The 15,532-nt window shown below is 64.0% G+C and carries 13 protein-coding genes; 6 read left to right on the top strand and 7 right to left on the bottom strand.

What is annotated here, in order from left to right:
• Positions 1-116 precede the first annotated feature (116 nt).
• From LC060_RS06025 to LC060_RS06005, 5 genes are all read left to right on the top strand, one after another.
• Positions 117-1,262 (top strand): Gfo/Idh/MocA family protein, encoded by a 1,146-nt coding sequence (locus LC060_RS06025; RefSeq protein ID WP_226633475.1) that lies wholly within the window; start codon positions 117-119, stop codon positions 1,260-1,262.
• On the top strand, positions 1,259-2,314 hold the full coding sequence (locus tag LC060_RS06020) for a sugar phosphate isomerase/epimerase family protein (protein ID WP_226633473.1): 1,056 nt from the start codon (positions 1,259-1,261) through the stop codon (positions 2,312-2,314). Before LC060_RS06025 ends, LC060_RS06020 begins: the two co-directional genes overlap by 4 nt.
• 56 nt (positions 2,315-2,370) lie before the next feature.
• Positions 2,371-3,330 (top strand): sugar phosphate isomerase/epimerase family protein, encoded by a 960-nt coding sequence (locus tag LC060_RS06015; protein ID WP_226633471.1) that lies wholly within the window; start codon positions 2,371-2,373, stop codon positions 3,328-3,330.
• A gap of 17 nt (positions 3,331-3,347) precedes the next feature.
• Positions 3,348-4,643 (top strand): MFS transporter, encoded by a 1,296-nt coding sequence (locus LC060_RS06010; protein ID WP_226633470.1) that lies wholly within the window; start codon positions 3,348-3,350, stop codon positions 4,641-4,643.
• Between the two features lie 79 nt (positions 4,644-4,722).
• Positions 4,723-5,667, top strand: coding sequence for a DUF1080 domain-containing protein (locus LC060_RS06005; RefSeq protein WP_226633468.1), 945 nt, complete (start codon positions 4,723-4,725; stop codon positions 5,665-5,667).
• A 512-nt stretch (positions 5,668-6,179) separates the two neighbouring features.
• Here LC060_RS06005 and LC060_RS06000 read toward each other — a convergent pair.
• From LC060_RS06000 to LC060_RS05970, 7 genes are all read right to left on the bottom strand, one after another.
• Positions 6,180-7,142, bottom strand: a complete 963-nt coding sequence (locus LC060_RS06000; protein WP_226633466.1) for a fumarylacetoacetate hydrolase family protein — start codon at positions 7,140-7,142, stop codon at positions 6,180-6,182.
• A gap of 4 nt (positions 7,143-7,146) precedes the next feature.
• Positions 7,147-7,944 (bottom strand): cyclase family protein, encoded by a 798-nt coding sequence (locus LC060_RS05995; protein WP_226633458.1) that lies wholly within the window; start codon positions 7,942-7,944, stop codon positions 7,147-7,149.
• A gap of 41 nt (positions 7,945-7,985) precedes the next feature.
• Positions 7,986-8,471, bottom strand: a complete 486-nt coding sequence (locus LC060_RS05990) for a hypothetical protein (RefSeq protein ID WP_226633456.1) — start codon at positions 8,469-8,471, stop codon at positions 7,986-7,988.
• Between the two features lie 120 nt (positions 8,472-8,591).
• Positions 8,592-9,755 (bottom strand): alpha/beta hydrolase family protein, encoded by a 1,164-nt coding sequence (locus tag LC060_RS05985; RefSeq protein WP_226633454.1) that lies wholly within the window; start codon positions 9,753-9,755, stop codon positions 8,592-8,594.
• Positions 9,756-9,761: 6 nt separating this feature from the next.
• Positions 9,762-10,664: a VOC family protein gene (locus LC060_RS05980; RefSeq protein WP_226633453.1), complete on the bottom strand. Its 903-nt coding sequence runs from the start codon at positions 10,662-10,664 to the stop codon at positions 9,762-9,764.
• 32 nt (positions 10,665-10,696) lie between these two features.
• Positions 10,697-11,812 carry an FAD-dependent oxidoreductase gene (locus LC060_RS05975; RefSeq protein WP_226633452.1) on the bottom strand — a complete coding sequence of 372 codons (1,116 nt, stop codon included), beginning with the start codon at positions 11,810-11,812 and terminating at the stop codon, positions 10,697-10,699.
• Positions 11,813-11,909: 97 nt separating this feature from the next.
• The gene (locus LC060_RS05970) at positions 11,910-14,309 is read right to left on the bottom strand and encodes a TonB-dependent receptor (protein ID WP_226633451.1); all 2,400 of its coding nucleotides are present in this window, start codon (positions 14,307-14,309) and stop codon (positions 11,910-11,912) included.
• A 169-nt stretch (positions 14,310-14,478) separates the two neighbouring features.
• Between LC060_RS05970 and LC060_RS05965 the strand changes: the two genes are divergently transcribed.
• Entirely contained in the window at positions 14,479-15,402 is a 924-nt protein-coding gene (locus LC060_RS05965) for a LysR family transcriptional regulator (protein ID WP_226633450.1), read from the top strand.
• Positions 15,403-15,532 lie beyond the last annotated feature (130 nt).

The following is a 15,532-nucleotide window of genomic DNA, read 5'->3' as shown; positions in this document are numbered from 1 at the left end:
TGCCTCCTGCACAAAATCGTGTTTGAAACCGGTTTCAGAACGAGCCCTCACTGGGCCCATGCCACATTATAACGCGGCCGCCTCCTATGAGACTGGCCACCGGGAGATCGGACCAGATGATGCCTGCCGCCCAACGCCCTGTTCGCCTTGCCCTACTGGGAGGGGGGCGCGGTTCGTTCATCGGTGCGGTACACCAGGCCGCGGCCCAGCGCGACAACCGTTTCGATCTGGTTGCTGGCGTTTTCAGCCGAACACTAGAGAAATCGCGCGAGCAGGCGTTCCTCTGGGGTGTCGACCCCGAGCGCGCCTACGCCAGCCACGAGGACATGTTCCGCGCCGAAGCGGGTCGCGAGGACGGCATCGAAGCGGTCGCCATCGCCACGCCCAACGACAGCCACTTCCCGATTGCGCGCGCGGCGCTCGATGCAGGGCTTCACGTGATCTGCGACAAGCCGATGACCGCTACGCTTGAACAGGCCCGCCAGCTGGCGACGCAAGTGGAAGCAGCCGGACGCGCCTTCGCCCTCACCTACACCTACACCGGCTATCCCATGATCCGCGAAGCCCGCGCGCGGGTCGCTGCGGGCGTGCTCGGGGCAGTGCGCAAGGTCGTGGTCGAATATCCGCAGGGCTGGCTCTGGCAACCTACCGACGAAAGCAATGTACAGGCGGCATGGCGCATCGATCCCGAACGCGCTGGCAAGGGCGGCTGCATAGGCGACATCGGCGTTCATGCCTTCCAGCTGCTCGAACACGTCAGCGGCTTGCGTGTCGAGGAACTGTGCGCAGACTTGCCTCGCCTCGTCCCCGGCCGAACGCTCGACGATGACTGCAACGTACTGCTGCGCCTAGAAGGAGGAGTTCCGGGCGTGCTGATCGCCTCGCAGGCGTGCCCGGGCGAGCGCAATGGCCTGCGCCTTCGCATCTATGGTGAACGCGCCAGCCTCGAATGGTCGCATGCGGCGCCGGGCGAACTGCGCATCCTCACCCCAGACGACCGGGTCGAGATCGTCTTCGCCGGCGCGGCGTCGCTGTCCCCCACCTCGCTGGCCGCCACGCGCCTGCCGGTCGGCCACCCCGAAGGCTTCGTCGAGGCATTCGCAAACATCTATACCGATTTCGCGCAGGCGATCCGCACCGGCGCTCCCGCCACCGAAGTTCCCGGCGCAGACGAAGGCCTGCGTTCGCTCGAATTCATCGAACGCGCCATCGCCTCGGATGCCGAGCGGCGCTGGCTGCCCTTCGTGGAGAAGACGGCATGAAGACGATCAAGGGACCGGCGATCTTCCTCGCCCAGTTCATGGGCAGCGAAGCGCCCTTCGATACGCTCGACAGTCTTGCGCAATGGGCTGGGGGACTTGGCTACAAGGGCATCCAAATCCCGTGCGATCCGCGCCTGATCGATCTTGATCTGGCGGCGCAGAGCAAGGACTACTGTGACGACCTGCGGGGCCGTCTGGCCGTTCACGGCATCGAGCCGACGGAACTCTCCACCCATCTGCAAGGCCAGCTCGTCGCGGTCCACCCAGCCTACGACAGCCTGTTCGACGGCTTTGCCGCTCCGCACGTGCGCGGCAATCCTGCCTCACGGCAGGATTGGGCGATCGAGCAAGTGAAGCTCGCCGCGCGCGCAAGCCGCAACCTCGGGCTCGATGCCCACGCCAGCTTCTCCGGCGCGCTTGCCTGGCCCTATGTCTATCCCTGGCCGCAGCGGCCTGCCGGGCTCGTCGAGGAAGCCTTCGCCGAACTGGGCCGGCGCTGGCGCCCGATCCTCGATGTATTCGAGGACAACGGCGTCGACCTTGCCTACGAGCTGCACCCCGGCGAGGACCTGCATGATGGGGCCACCTTCGAACGTTTTCTCGAGGAGGTCGGGTCGCATCCGCGCGCTTCCATCCTCTACGACCCCAGCCACTTCGTTCTGCAACAGCTCGACTATCTGGCCTTTCTCGACATCTACAACGAGCGGGTAAAGTGCTTCCACGTCAAGGATGCCGAGTTCCATCCCAACGGACGTTCGGGCGTTTATGGCGGCTATCAGAACTGGGTCGACCGGCCGGGCCGGTTCCGCTCGCTCGGCGATGGACAGGTCGATTTCAAGGCCATTTTTGCGAAGATGGCGGCCTACGATTTTACGGGTTGGGCCGTGCTCGAATGGGAATGCGCGCTCAAGCATCCTGAGGACGGCGCCCGCGAAGGCGCGCCCTTCATCCGCGACCACATCATCCGCGTAACGCCCCACGCATTCGATGATTTCGTTGGCACCGGATTCGATGAGACTGCCAACCGGCACATCCTCGGGCTCGATCGCTAGGCCAGCGGGACAAGTACAAAAATGATCTGCGCCAAGCCCGCGAAGGAGAGAGGAAGATGATCGATACCCGCCTGAACCGGCGCGCCGTACTGGGTGCAGTTGGCCTTGCCGCCATGACCTCGGTGGCGAGGCCGGTCCTGTCGCGCGCATCTGCAAAGGGGTTCTTCGCCATGCACGATCTGCCCATCGGCGTTCAGCTCTATACGGTCGATGCCCTGCTCAATGAGGATTTCGAGGGAACCTTGGCGCAGATCGCCGGGATGGGTTACCGCACGGTCGAGATCGCAGGGTTCCACAAGCGCAGCGCCGGGCAGTTCCGTGCCGCGCTGGACAAGGCAGACCTCATCTGCCGCAGCGCCCATATTCCGACGCAGGCCCTTGACGAAAACCCTTCGCTCGCAAGCGAACCCGGACCGCTCGCAGAAGCACTGCATGTCCTTGGCGTGAAGACAGTGGTCATGCCGATCTTCCCGCTGCCTGCCAGCGCCACTTCAGCACCATCGTCCTTCGAAACCTTCGTTGCCGCCGGACGCGCGATGACCGCGGACGATTGGAAGCGCACCGCCGATTACATCAATGCCAAAGCCCGCATCTTCGCCGAATTGGGGCTGGGCTTCGCTTACCACAACCACAACTTCGAATTCGCGCCGCTCGGCGATACCTGCGGCTTCGACATCCTGCTTCACGGCACCGACCCGCACCTCGTCACATTCGAGATGGACGCAGGCTGGGTCACGGCGGCAGGGCACAATCCGCTCACCCTGCTGCGCCACCACCCCGGCCGCTTCCGCCAGATCCACGTCAAGGACATCAAGCCCTCGACCCAGCCCAATTTCGAGCTGAAGCAGGATCCCACCAGCGTGGGGGCGGGGATGATCGACTGGAAAGCCATCCTCCCGGCCGCCTATGCCGATGGCGTGCGTGAGTTCTACGTCGAACAGGAACCGCCCTACATCGGGGGGCCGCTTCCGATGATTGCCGCCAGCCAGCGCTATCTGGCGTCATTGCCAGCCTGATACAGAGTCTATTTTCCATGACGGCTACGACTGTTGCACCGAGAAGCGAAGCTTCCGAGCACCCGGCAAACTCCCTCCCACGGGCGGCGGCCTTTGCCGCGACGCCGCGTCTCTCGATCCTGATGTTCCTTCAGTTCTTCGTCTGGGGCGCCTGGTCGGTGACGCTCGGCCTTGTCATGCAAACCTTGAGCCTTGGGGCACTGATCGCCGACGCTTTTTCGGTGGGGCCGATCGCATCGATCCTTGGCTCCTTCGTATTCGGAATGGTCGCGGTCCGCTACCTGCCGCCACGCCTTCTGCTTGGCGTGCTGCACTTGCTGGGTGGCGGACTGCTGCTCCTGCTGCCGGCGCAGATCACGCCAGCGACCGGTGGAGCATTCGTAGGCATGCTGTTTGCCTATCTGATGCTCTACATGCCCACTGTCGGCCTTGCCAACAATCTCGCCCTCAAGGCGCTGGGTACGCGCGTGGATCGCTTCCCGTTCGTGCGCGCCTTCGGTACGCTGGGCTGGATTGCAGCCGGGCTGATCGTGGGCTGGAGTGCGCTTTCGGCAAGCCCGGCTATCTTCCAGATCGCGGCAGCGGCCTCGCTGCTGCTGGGCATCTACGGCTTTACCCTGCCATCGGTCTCGCGCGACGATCCGGGGGAGCAAGGCTTGCTGCGCACTTTGTTCTGCGTTGACGCCTTTGCCTTGATGAAAGACCGCTCGTTTCTCGTCTTCGTGACCTGCGCGACGCTGATCTCGATCCCGCTGGCGATGTACTACGCGTATACGTCTGCTTTCATCGGCTCGATCGGCTTTGCCAATGCCAGCGGAGTGCTGGCATTGGGCCAGATGTCCGAGTTGGTCTTCATGTTCAGCATGCCCTGGCTCTACCGCCGCTTCGGCGTAAAGCCCCTCCTGCTGGTGGGCATGGTGGCTTGGGCCCTGCGCTATGCCCTCTTTGCGCTGGCCGACGCCCATGGTGCGGCTTGGGCGATCTATCTGGGCGTTGCCCTGCATGGCGTGTGCTACGATTTCTTCTTCGTGGCTGGCGCGATCTATACCAGCACGCTGGCCGCTCCGCGCCAGCTAGAGGCGCAGGCGCAAGGCATGCTCACGCTCTTCACTTATGGGCTTGGCATGTTGCTTGGCTCGCAGATTGGCGGGCTACTTTATGCCGCCATGCCTAAAGACCCGACGATTGCCGACTGGCACGCCTTCTGGATCTATCCCGCGATCGCAGCGGGTGTGATCGCAATCCTGTTTCATGTCGCGTTCCGCGCCCCGGCCACGACTTCTGAACGAAGCGAATCCGTGGCGACGAAATAGCAGGCACAATGTACATTTCTTCGCATCGCGGCATAGCACGGACCCGCGCCATAGGTTTTTGCGTGAAAAAGGATTCAACATGCGCGCATTAGTCGTCTCGACGTTTTCTGTTGCTGTGACAGCCGCTATGACCTGCGCAAGTGCAGGCGCTCAGATATCTGATGCGGCTGCCATCGCTTCTGATCCGCCTTACACGAAGCAGACACTGGTCCTGACTGACATTCCAGAGCCCTCGGGACCGGCCATCGCGCTTTTCAATGGCACGGACTTAAGTGGCTGGGACAAGTGGATCGGATATCGAGATCCTGCCTTGACCTACCACCAGACCACCGAGCGCGCCATCGGGAAGAACACCAGCGAAGGTGCAAGTACTTTCCGGGTCGTCCAAGAGGACGGGAAACCTGCACTTTACGTAGAAGGAAAATTGTGGGGCGCGCTCGTGCACAAAGGGGTCTACGGTAATTACCACCTTAGAATGCAATATAAATGGGGTAACAAGAAATACGCTCCCCGGCAGGACATGCCGGAGAACAACGGACTTCTGTACCATTCATACGGCAAGTTAGGATCGGTATTCGGCACATGGATGCCTGCGGTCGAATTTGAGATTATGCGTGGTTCGGTAGGCATGGCTGTGCAGGTGGGGCAAAGCACCGGAATTCGCAGCTACATCGGGCACGATGCTGATCTTACGCTTTATCCCTACCGTCGATATCAGGTCGGCGGTGCACTAGCGGAAGTCGGCCTACCCACTTACAACGTTGAAGCGGCGAGTGACGCTGAGCGACCGACCGGCCAATGGAACACTTTGGACCTGTATGTCCTGGGCGATCAGGCGGTCCATGTCGTCAACGGCGTGCCCGTGCTTGCGGTTCATGATTTGGCCGTCATCGACGGCCAAACGAAAGCGCGCACTCCGCTGACAAAAGGACACATTCAGCTTCAATCAGAAGGTGCAGAAACCTTCTTCCGCAACATCACGATTGAACCGATTTCCTCCCTCCCAAAGGTCGAGGTGAAGTGAGCAGCGACAAGACAGCTTTGGCCTGCTGCCGGTTTGATGGACACCGAAAAAGGCTTCTTCAGGCTACCCCGTCCTACAAGCGGTTTTGGACTGGCAAGTGCACATGAGTGATCTCAATTGTCGGCGTTCGCCGGCTCGTCCTTTCCCGAGGGCGCCAACTGATGTCGAAAACTCCGCTCACCTCGCCTTGAAACCGCCTTGCCGCATTTTCGCACTATGGCTCAAAAAATCCCACTGCAGCTCTCCGACCTAGTGGTGAACGGACTGGCAAGCGACCTAAAAAATTCCAATATTATACAATTAAATCAATTTAATAGCACTGCTATCAATCATCTGCCGCCCCAGCCATCATTGTTTTCTGAGAACGCAGCTCCGACGAGGTCGGCGCATGTAACCGCGCGTTGCCGCACGAACGGGCCGCGGTGAAGCGGCCCGGCGGAGCAATGCGAAGCGGGGCTGGACGCTTTCCGGACGCCCGTCCCTCCCCATACTCTTTCAATTGGCCTGTAAATTCAGGCTGGCACGACTTTCTGACGAATGGTGCCGAACGGCGCCCAGCCGTCGCTCGTGCGCGCTTCCATGAAGACTTCTTCCCCGAACTGGAGGAACGGGCTCGAGGCCGCGCCGCTGGCGATCATTTCGATCGCGCGGACCTCGGAGATGCAGCTCGAGCCGACCTGTTCGTAGTCAGGGCTGGAGACCGTTCCTGATCCGATGATCGTGCCCGCGACCAGATCGCGCGTGCGCGCCGCATGCGCCACGAGTTCGGGGAAGCCCACGTCCATCGCTGCGCCATTGGCATGGCCGAACGGCTGCCCGCTGCGTTCGACGACCAGATCGAGCGCAACCCGGCCGGTGCCGGTCCACTGCGCCCCCAGCGCATCCGGGCTGACCGCGAAGGGCGCCATCGAGCAGGCGGGCTTGGCCTGGACCCAGCCGAAGCCGGTCTTCATCTCGGCAGGGGCAATCGCGCGCAGCGACCAGTCGTTGATCTGCACCACGAGCTTGATGTACCCTGCCGCCTCTTCGGGCGTGACGCCCATCGGCACGGCGTCGAGGATGACGCCGAACTCGCCCTCGAAATCGATGCCATCCGCCTCATCGAGGAAGGGAATGTCGGCGCTGCCCGCATAGAAGCGGTCGGACATGCCCTGGTACATGAGCGGGCGCTCGCTTTCGACCGGCGGCAGTCCGAACGCGATCTGCATGAGATGGCCGTGGGTCCCGAAGGCCGAGCCGTCGAGCCACTGCCAGGTGCGCGGCAAGGGCGCGAGCAGCCGCGCGGGATCGAGGGCTTCCCCCTCCCCTGCCTCGACCCGCTCGGCGAGCGCGGCAAGCTGCGGCTCCAGAACGTCCCAGTTCGCGATCGCGGTCAGGAGGTTGGAAACCGGCGCCTTCAGGCACCGCGTCCCGTCGCGCGAGGCCAGGACCAGAGATCCGTCCGGCGTGCCGTCGGCAAGAGTGGCAAGTCGCATGGTGTCAGTCCTCGTCCTCGATGATGGCGACCGCGCGGGTCCAGCCCGCCGATGCGCCCTTGATCTTGTGGGGGAAGCACGAGACGGTGAAGCCATGGGGCGGCAGCGCCTCGAGGTTGTGCATCTTTTCCAGGTGGCAGTAGCCGATGTCCCGCCCGGCCTTGTGGCCTTCCCAGATCAGCGAGGTATCGCCCGTCTCCTTCACCTTCTCGGCGGTGTGGTTGAAGGGCGCGTCCCAGGACCAGGCGTCGGTGCCGGTGACGCGCACCCCACGCTCGGTGAGGTACATGGTCGCCTCGTAACCCATGCCGCAGCCCTTGCTGAGGAAGTCGGGCTGCCCCAGCGCCGCGCCCGCAGCCGTGTTGACCAGCACGATGTCGAGCGGCTTCAGCTCATGCCCGATCCGGGCCAGCTCGTCCTCGACGTCCTTCGCCGTGACCACGTAGCCGTCGGGAAAGTGGCGGAAGTCGAGCTTGACGCCGGACTGGAAGCACCATTCGAGCGGCACTTCGTCAATCGTCATCGAGCGGCGCGGTTCGCCTTCGCGGGCATCCATCGTCGGGTGGAAATGATAGGGCGCATCGAGGTGCGTGCCGTTGTGGGTGGTGAGCTTGATCCATTCCGACGCGGCAAAGCCGGCCCCATCGGGCGTATCTTCGGCCGTGACGCCGGGGAAGAAGACATCCAGCTCGGACGCGGTGTCCATGTGGTCCTGGTAGGTGATCTCGGGCCGCATGAAGGGCGGATCGGAGACCACATCGTTGCACAAGGTGATCGAGAGGTCGATGAAGCGTCGGGTCATGGCGGCAGTCCTGTTCGGAAAGAAATGAGAGGAAGCGACGACTAGCGCAGCGGCGTGGCCAGAGCCGCGCGCAGCGCGAAGGGAGTTACGAGAACGGCCAGCAGCGCGCCCAGCAGGACCTTCCCGCACAGCGCCAGACTCCAGTTCACAACGCCCGGCGCGCCCGCGAGAAAGCCAGCAAGTACCAGGATCGCCATCGCGCCCAGCGCCGTCAGCAGCGCCAGCACCAGCGCGCGCAGGAGAAGGTTCGCAGGCAGCCGCGCAGCAAGGGCGCCATCACGCAGGGCATCGGGCGCCAGCGCGCCGCGTCGCAGCCGCCGCACGGTCAAGGCTCCGGGTACGAGCGTGCTCATCAGCGCGATCATGAAGCCCTGGGGCAGCCCATCAAGGACCAACCCGCCTGGCCCCCAGACCGGTACCGGCCCGCGCAGCCCGAACACCAGCACGAAGGCCAGAGCGGACAGGACCGCATTGATCGCGACGCTGATCGCGGTCTCGGTGCGGATATAGCGCGTGGCAGGCGACATGGGACAGGCTCCCTGTGACAAATGGCTGGCGAGAACGCCCGGGCGGAGGAGAGAGCGGGCCCGGGCGCACCGCCGTCACACCGGGCCGCTCTTGCCTGAGGCCCGGTGCGTGCGAACGGATCAGGCGGTGTGCCCGCCCAGAGTCTCGGCGAACCAGTCGGCGATGACGTCACGGCCATAGGCCATGTTGTCCGCGCCCACGTGCTCGACCCCGCCCTCGCGCGCGGTGAAGATCACCTTCTCACGGCGCGGCGAATTGACCAGCTGGTCGTAGAGGTCATCGGCATAAGCCGGGCTGATCTGACGGTCGTTGGCGCCGTGGGTGACGAGAAATGGCACCTTGATGCGGTCCATGTGGCCATTGAGGTTCATGTCCTTCGATTTCTCGAGGAAATCCTCCTGGCCCTCGGCCCCGAAGGCCCAGTGCACGTGCGCCCAGTAGTGCGGCACGGGGTTCTCACCCTCGCGCGCCATGCGCTTGTCCTGCACTTCGCGCCAGTTGTGGTTCGCGCCCCAGACCGCACCGCTGGCAAAGCGCGGCTCATAGGCCACCGCGCGCGGCGCAAAGTGGCCGCCCAGCGAAATGCCCGTCATGCCGAGCGCCTTGGGATCAACTTCGCTCTGCTGTTCCAGCCAGTCGACCGCCTTGCTGGCCCAGCTTTCCGAGTGCGGATCGACCGGAAGGCCCTGGAGGCGCAGCGCCTCGCCCGAGCCGGGCTGGTCGACGCACAGGGTCGAAATGCCCCGGCGCGCCAGCGCCTCGGGCAAGCGGCTCCAGTAGAGCAGCTCCTTGTTGCTATCCAGACCGTTGCAATAGACCACGCACGGCGCGGGCGTCGTCTCGCTGCCGGGCGCGCGGGTGAAGAGCGCGGGCATCGTGCCGGTCTCTAGCGGAATTTCCACCCGCTCGCGGTTGATCCGGCCCAGCTTGGCCGAACGCTCGAAGGCTTCGCGCGCCTTGGCGAAGGTTTCCTTGCGCCCGGGCGTGCCATGGCCCTGCATGCGTTCGGCGATGAAGAGGTAGAGCGAAGCGCGCTCCAGCTTGTTCGAGGCGGAGAAACCGCGCCCCTTGGCCTCGTCCTCGGCGGCAAGGTCTAGCAGCTTGTCGCCCATCTCGGCCCAGGCCTTCATGAACTGCGGGGTACCGGCATCCGCGCCGCTGTTTGCCGCGTCGCGGATCGGCTTGCACATATCGATGACCTCACCGATCTGCGCGCCCGATTCCATCGCGATCGAAACCGACAGGTTCCAGATATAGTTGGGGAAATATTCAAAGAGAGCCACGGTTGATCACACCTCTGCTGGCTGGAAGAGTTTGGCGTCGGGCGCGGGGTGCGGCATGGTCTGCGGACCGCCGACCCCCGTGCCCCACTGGTCCATGACGCCCGGTTCGGGCTTGTGGACCACGTATTCATGCGTCTCGAAATCCACCTCGTCGAGTTCGGAGGTGTATTCGGTGACGAAACCGCCCGGGGTCACGAAGTAGCTGAACGTGTTGTTGCCTGCCGTGTGCCGTCCCGGCCCCCACTTGATGTCGGTGCCGCGCTTCTTGAGACGGCCGGCGCCCCGGAACATGTCGTCGATGGTCAGCATATCGTAGGCGACATGGTTGAGGCACGGCGGTCCGGGCAGGATCGCAACCCGATGGTGTGCCTCGTTGCAGCGCAGGAAGCACATGAAGTCGCCCAGCCAGTCGCTGACCTTGAAGCCCAGCACGTCACAGAAGAACTTCACCATCGCCTGGTGGTCGGGCGAATGCATGACGATGTGGCTGATCTTGACCGGCATGCCTTCCCAGCGCTCCATCGCGCGCTTTTCAAGGCGCGCGACCTCGGCGGAGACCTCGAAGGGCAGGCCGTCGGGCGAGAAGAAGCGGAAACCATAGCCCCCGCCCGGCGCGTCGAGCTCGCGCGGCGCGAAGATCACCTTGCAACCGGCCGCCTCGACCCGGGCGAAGAGGTCATCCACGTCAGCCCGCGTATCGGCGGCCAGGGCGATCACCTCGATGTGGTTCTCTTCGGCCTTGTGGAGACGCACCACGTGGTGTTCGTCATGGCCGTGGGTCTTGAACCAGGCCATGTCCGCTGTCGCGTCCACTTCGACCAGGCCCCAGTCGTCCTTGTAGAAGGCGCGCTCGGCATCGAAGTTCTCGACGCCATAGCCGACATAGCGGATTTCGGTCACTCGGCTCATTGAAGGGTCCTCATTCGAAAGGGAAAAGTGGCTCAGATCGGTTCGGCGACGACGGCAAACATCTCGGCCGTGGCTTTCTGGTTGTCGACGGGCGGGCCCTTGCCGATCTGCCCGTTGCAGATCGCAAGCGAACTCTCGACGATGTAGCGGCAGCGCTCGAAACGCCGGGTACGGTACGCCTCGAACGCCTCCTCGGGCGTATCCGCGCGGCCCACTTCCTCGGCCAGCACGAGCGCATCCTCGATGGCCATCCCTGCGCCCTGCCCCAGGTGCGGCGTGGTCGCGTGGACGGCATCGCCCAGCAGCACGACCTTGCCCTTCGACCAGGGACCGTAGAGGAAATGGCCTTCGAGCGGGCGGTAGACGACACCCTCGTCGTCGGTGATCTGCTCGGCCAGCGCGCGGATCTGCGGCGCGGTGCCCTCCAGCTTGGCGCGCATCGCAGCGGCCAGTCCCTCACGGGGATAGCGGGGATTGTCGGGCTCGTGCGTGGTCACGAACATGTACATGAGATCCGCGCTCATGGGCACGAGACCGATCCCGGTGCGTCCATTGTAGACCTGAAGAGCGTCCATGTCCGCCGGGCGCGGCAGGTTGTAGCGCCAGACCGACTGCCCGGTGAAGACCGGCTTCTCGGCCTCGGGCAGGATCATCTGGCGGGTCTGCGAATAGACCCCGTCACAGCCCACGACAAAGTCGTAGCTGGCCTCGCTGCCGTCCGCGAACGTCACGGTCACGCCCTCGGGCGTATCGGCGATGGCCTGCGCCGTCACGCCCAAGCGGATCGTCGCGCCCAGTTCCTGTGCGGTGTCGCCCAGCACCTTCTGCAGCGCCTGGCGGCCGATGCCGACATTGGCGGGCTTGCCCTCGACCAGTGCAGGCGTGGGCACGCGGGCAACCTTGGTGCCATCGGGAATGAAGATCTCGACCGCATCGAACCCGCTCGCGGCATCCAGGAAGGCGTCGAGCACGCCCAGCTGGTCCATCGCGCGCACCACATTCGACTGCTGGATGATCCCCACGCCATAGACCGACCAGCTCGGGTCCTTCTCGATCACGGTGACGCTATGGCCCGCGCGGGTCAGCGAAATCGCGGCAGACAAGCCGCCGATCCCGCCGCCAACGACCAGGATATCGCACTGTTTCATGGTTTCACTCTCCGCTTGGCGCCTTCTGGGTCCGCCCCTTTCCAGGGGCGGACCGGGCACCGATTTTCCTATGGCGTTCTTCGCGCGTTTCTCTGGATCAATAGTCGAACTGAAGCTGGACCCCGATCTGGCGCACCGCGTTCAGGCCGTAGCGCTGGGTGAAGGCGAGGCGTCCGGCATTGGCCTCCCCGGCATCGGTGATGATGCTGGAGGGGATGTGCTCGTTGGTGCAGTTGTTGCAGAACAGGCTGGCGCGCAGCCGGTCGTTGACGTTGACACCTGCGCTGAACCCGAAGGTGTCCGCCGCGCCATAGTCCGCGCCCGGAGCCCCGTTGATGAGGTAGTTCACGCTCGAGCGGTGGTACCAGTTGCCCTGGATGAAGGGCACGACCGGCCCCGAAACCGGAAGCTCGTACATGGCCTGAACGGTGCTGGTGAACTTGGGCGAGAGCGGAAGGGTCTGACCGCCCGCGTTGAACGTGCCGTCCGGGCCGCAATCGCTCTGGCCGATATAGCATTCCGCGCCGGGAAAATCGTCGTAGGTCGCATCGAGGAAAGTCGCGCTTGCATCGATCGAGAGACCCGGCACCGGACGGGCGCCCAGCGTCACTTCCACGCCGCGCGACTTCACCTTGGCCGCGTTCTGGACAACGAAGGTGCGCAGCGCTGTGTCGAAGGACTGGACCTGGAAGTTGTCGAACTTGGTCTGGAAGGCCGAGACGTTGAGCGTCAGGCGGTGATCGAACCAGCTCGTCTTGATGCCGATCTCGAAGGCATCCGAGGTCTCGGGGTCAATCGGCACGACGCGAGCGATGCCATCATCGCCGGTGATGGCGGTCGTGTTGAAGCCCGGCCCCTTGTAGCCACGGCCGTAGAAGCCATAGAACATGATGTCCTCGGTCGGCTCGTACTGCCCGCCCAGCTTCCAGCTGAAATTGGTGTTCTTGTAGCTGTCCTCGAAGGTGCCGGGATCAACCCCAAGGTTGACGAAGGTGCGCACCTGGCCCTGCTCGACATCGAGATCGACCTGGTCGCGGGTGACGCGGCCACCGCCAAAGACGGTGAGGCCATCGGCCAGTTCATAGGTCAGCTGGCCGAACGCGGCATAGCTCGTGGTGTCGAGCGTCGCATCGTAGGAACGGCCCAGGAAGAAATCGTTGGAGACGCTGCAGTTGGGCGGACCGCCCGGCGTCACCGTCGCCCCCACGCAGAACGGGAAGCCGGAGAGCACGAAGTCGGGCATCGACTGGTTGCCCGCCAGGAGGTTGGTCGCGTTGAGCTTGGAGGACAGGAAGAACAGACCCGCCTGCCCGGTGAGGCGGCTTGTGTCGGGCAGGATCAGGCGCAGCTCGTTGGTGAACTGGTCGTAATTGGTGGTGCTGTAATTGGTATCGACGTCCGCGACCGGCAGCGCGTCCACGTCCAGGTTCTGGTCCGTGTTGGAATAGCGCCAGGCAAAGATGTTCGAGATCTGGAAGCCGGAATCGAACTCGTAGCTGACCGCCGCCTGCGCGCCGCCCGTCTTCAGGTCCTGGTAGAAGCCACCATTGGTGAGCTCAAGGAACATGTCCGGACCGATCTCGCTGCCGGCATCGGCCACGATGCCGTTGACGGGACTGTCGGCTTCGACCTGGCGGTAGGTCTGGTTGAAGCGGCTGAGGCCCGACTTGATCCGGTTGTAGTCACCGATGAGGTAGACACTCAGTCCCGACATGTCCTCATAGAGGTACTTGGCCTTGAACTGCATGTTGCGGTCCGCATCATGGTTGCGGCGCGGCACATTGACGTAGGGGATGTCGCCCGTCTCGACACCCACGATGCGGGTCAACGGCGATTCCTGGTAGCCATAGAGCGCATTGAGACGCAGCGCCGAGTTTTCGGACACCGGAATGTTCAGCACCTGCTTGGCGATGATTGCGGGCGCGTTGCGATCGGCCTGCGGTGTCGCGCGGTTGCTCGCCTGGATCTCGGTGCTGCCGCTGAATGCACCGATGACGGGGCGCGCAGTCACGATGTTGATGAGACCGGCCGACGCGTTCTTGCCAAAGAGCAGTCCCTGCGGGCCGTTGAGCACTTCGACGCGCTCCACGTCCATCAGCATCGGCGCGCCCAGGTCCGGGCGGCCCAGGTTCACCTCGTCCATCGCCAGCGCCACGCTGGTGTCGATCGTGTTCGAGAACGAGAGCGTCCCCACGCCGCGCACCGAGAAGTTGTTGTCGGCATCGACCTGGAGGCTGGGCGCTGCGGCCGAGAGACTGGCGAGGTTGTTGATCTGGCGCGTTTCCAGCGCATCGCTCGTCACGGCCGAAAGGCTGAGCGGAACATCCTGCAGGCTTTCACTGCGGCGTTGGGCCGAGACGATGATCTCGTTGAAGGCCGGTTCGGTAGCGGGGGCGGCATTCTCCTGCCCGCCGGTCTGGGCGTGCGCCTGTCCGGTAAGACCGCCGAGGATCGTCGCGCAAAGCAGGACGGCGGAAAGGTTCCTTCGCATCATCATCTCCCTGTGTGCCCTTCATGCGGGGCTCGTGAGGGATTGGTACGGCGATCGCATTCAAAAGAAAAACTGATTGTTTGAGTTGATTTCAATTTGGAAACCAAATTGGTATGAACGATTTTAATGGCGCCACCCTTTGGCATCACAGGCGCCGCGGAGAGGAGATAGTTTCATGCGTTTCAAAGGGATGGACCTCAATCTCTTCGTCGCGTTCGAGGCCCTGATGGAAACCCGCAGCACCGCGCGTGCCGGCGAGAAGATCGGCCTCAGCCAGCCCGCGACGAGCGCCGCGCTCGCCCGGCTGCGCGATTTTTTCGCAGATGAGCTGCTGGTGGTGCGGGGGCGCCGGATGTACCCGACTCCGCTGGCCGAGACACTCCTGCCGCGCGTGCGCGAATGCCTGCGCAGCGCCGAGGGCGCACTGGCGACCTCAAGCAGCTTCGACCCGGCCCGGGCGCGGCGCACCTTCCGCGTGGTGACGTCCGACTACGTGATGGCCGCCGTACTCGCGCCCCTGCTGCGCGACCTGGCGCACGAGGCTCCGGGCATCGCCCTCCAGTTGCTCCTGCCAAGCCAGGCGGCGGCCGAAAGCCTGCGCCGGGGCGAGGCCGACATCGTCATCGCGCCCAGCGAATACGCCATCCCCGGCGTCCCTTCGCAATTGCTCTACGAGGAGCATTACGTTCTCGTCGGGGCGCCCGACCACCCCATCTTTGCAGGCGCCTTCACACTCGAGGAGATGCTGCACTACGGCTTTGTTGCGGTCTCGGTCGGCAATGAGCGCAGCGCGACCGTCGGAGACCACCAGCTCGACACGATCGGACATACCCGCCGCATCGAAGTCACCGCCCCGTCCTTCACCGCGGTCCCCTGGCTGCTTGCGGGCACACGCCGACTGACCCTGATGCACAGCCGCTTCGCCCGCATCGTGTGCGCGCAGTTCGGCCTGGCCTGCGCCCCTCTCCCCGTCGACCTGCCGCCGCTGCGCCAGATCGTCCATTTCCACGAGACCCGCGCGCACGACGATGGTGTCGCCTGGCTGATCGCGCGGATCCGGGATCAGGCGGGCCCGAACATCGTCGATGCGGCGAGCTAGCGGGAGACGGAACGCCCCGGTGCCCTGAAGGGCTGGGATAGGAGAAAAGGAAGGTCCGAGGGCCATCGCCCTCGGGCTCCCCAAACTGGTCCCCCTCACCTTTTGCCTGCCAGCTCAGCCAAGACGGGTG

The organism is Novosphingobium profundi, assembly GCF_020524485.1.
Classification (GTDB): Bacteria; Pseudomonadota; Alphaproteobacteria; order Sphingomonadales; family Sphingomonadaceae; genus Novosphingobium; species Novosphingobium profundi_A.
Note: the sequence above shows the minus strand (reverse complement) of the source record. Positions and strands in the feature narration are given on the sequence as shown.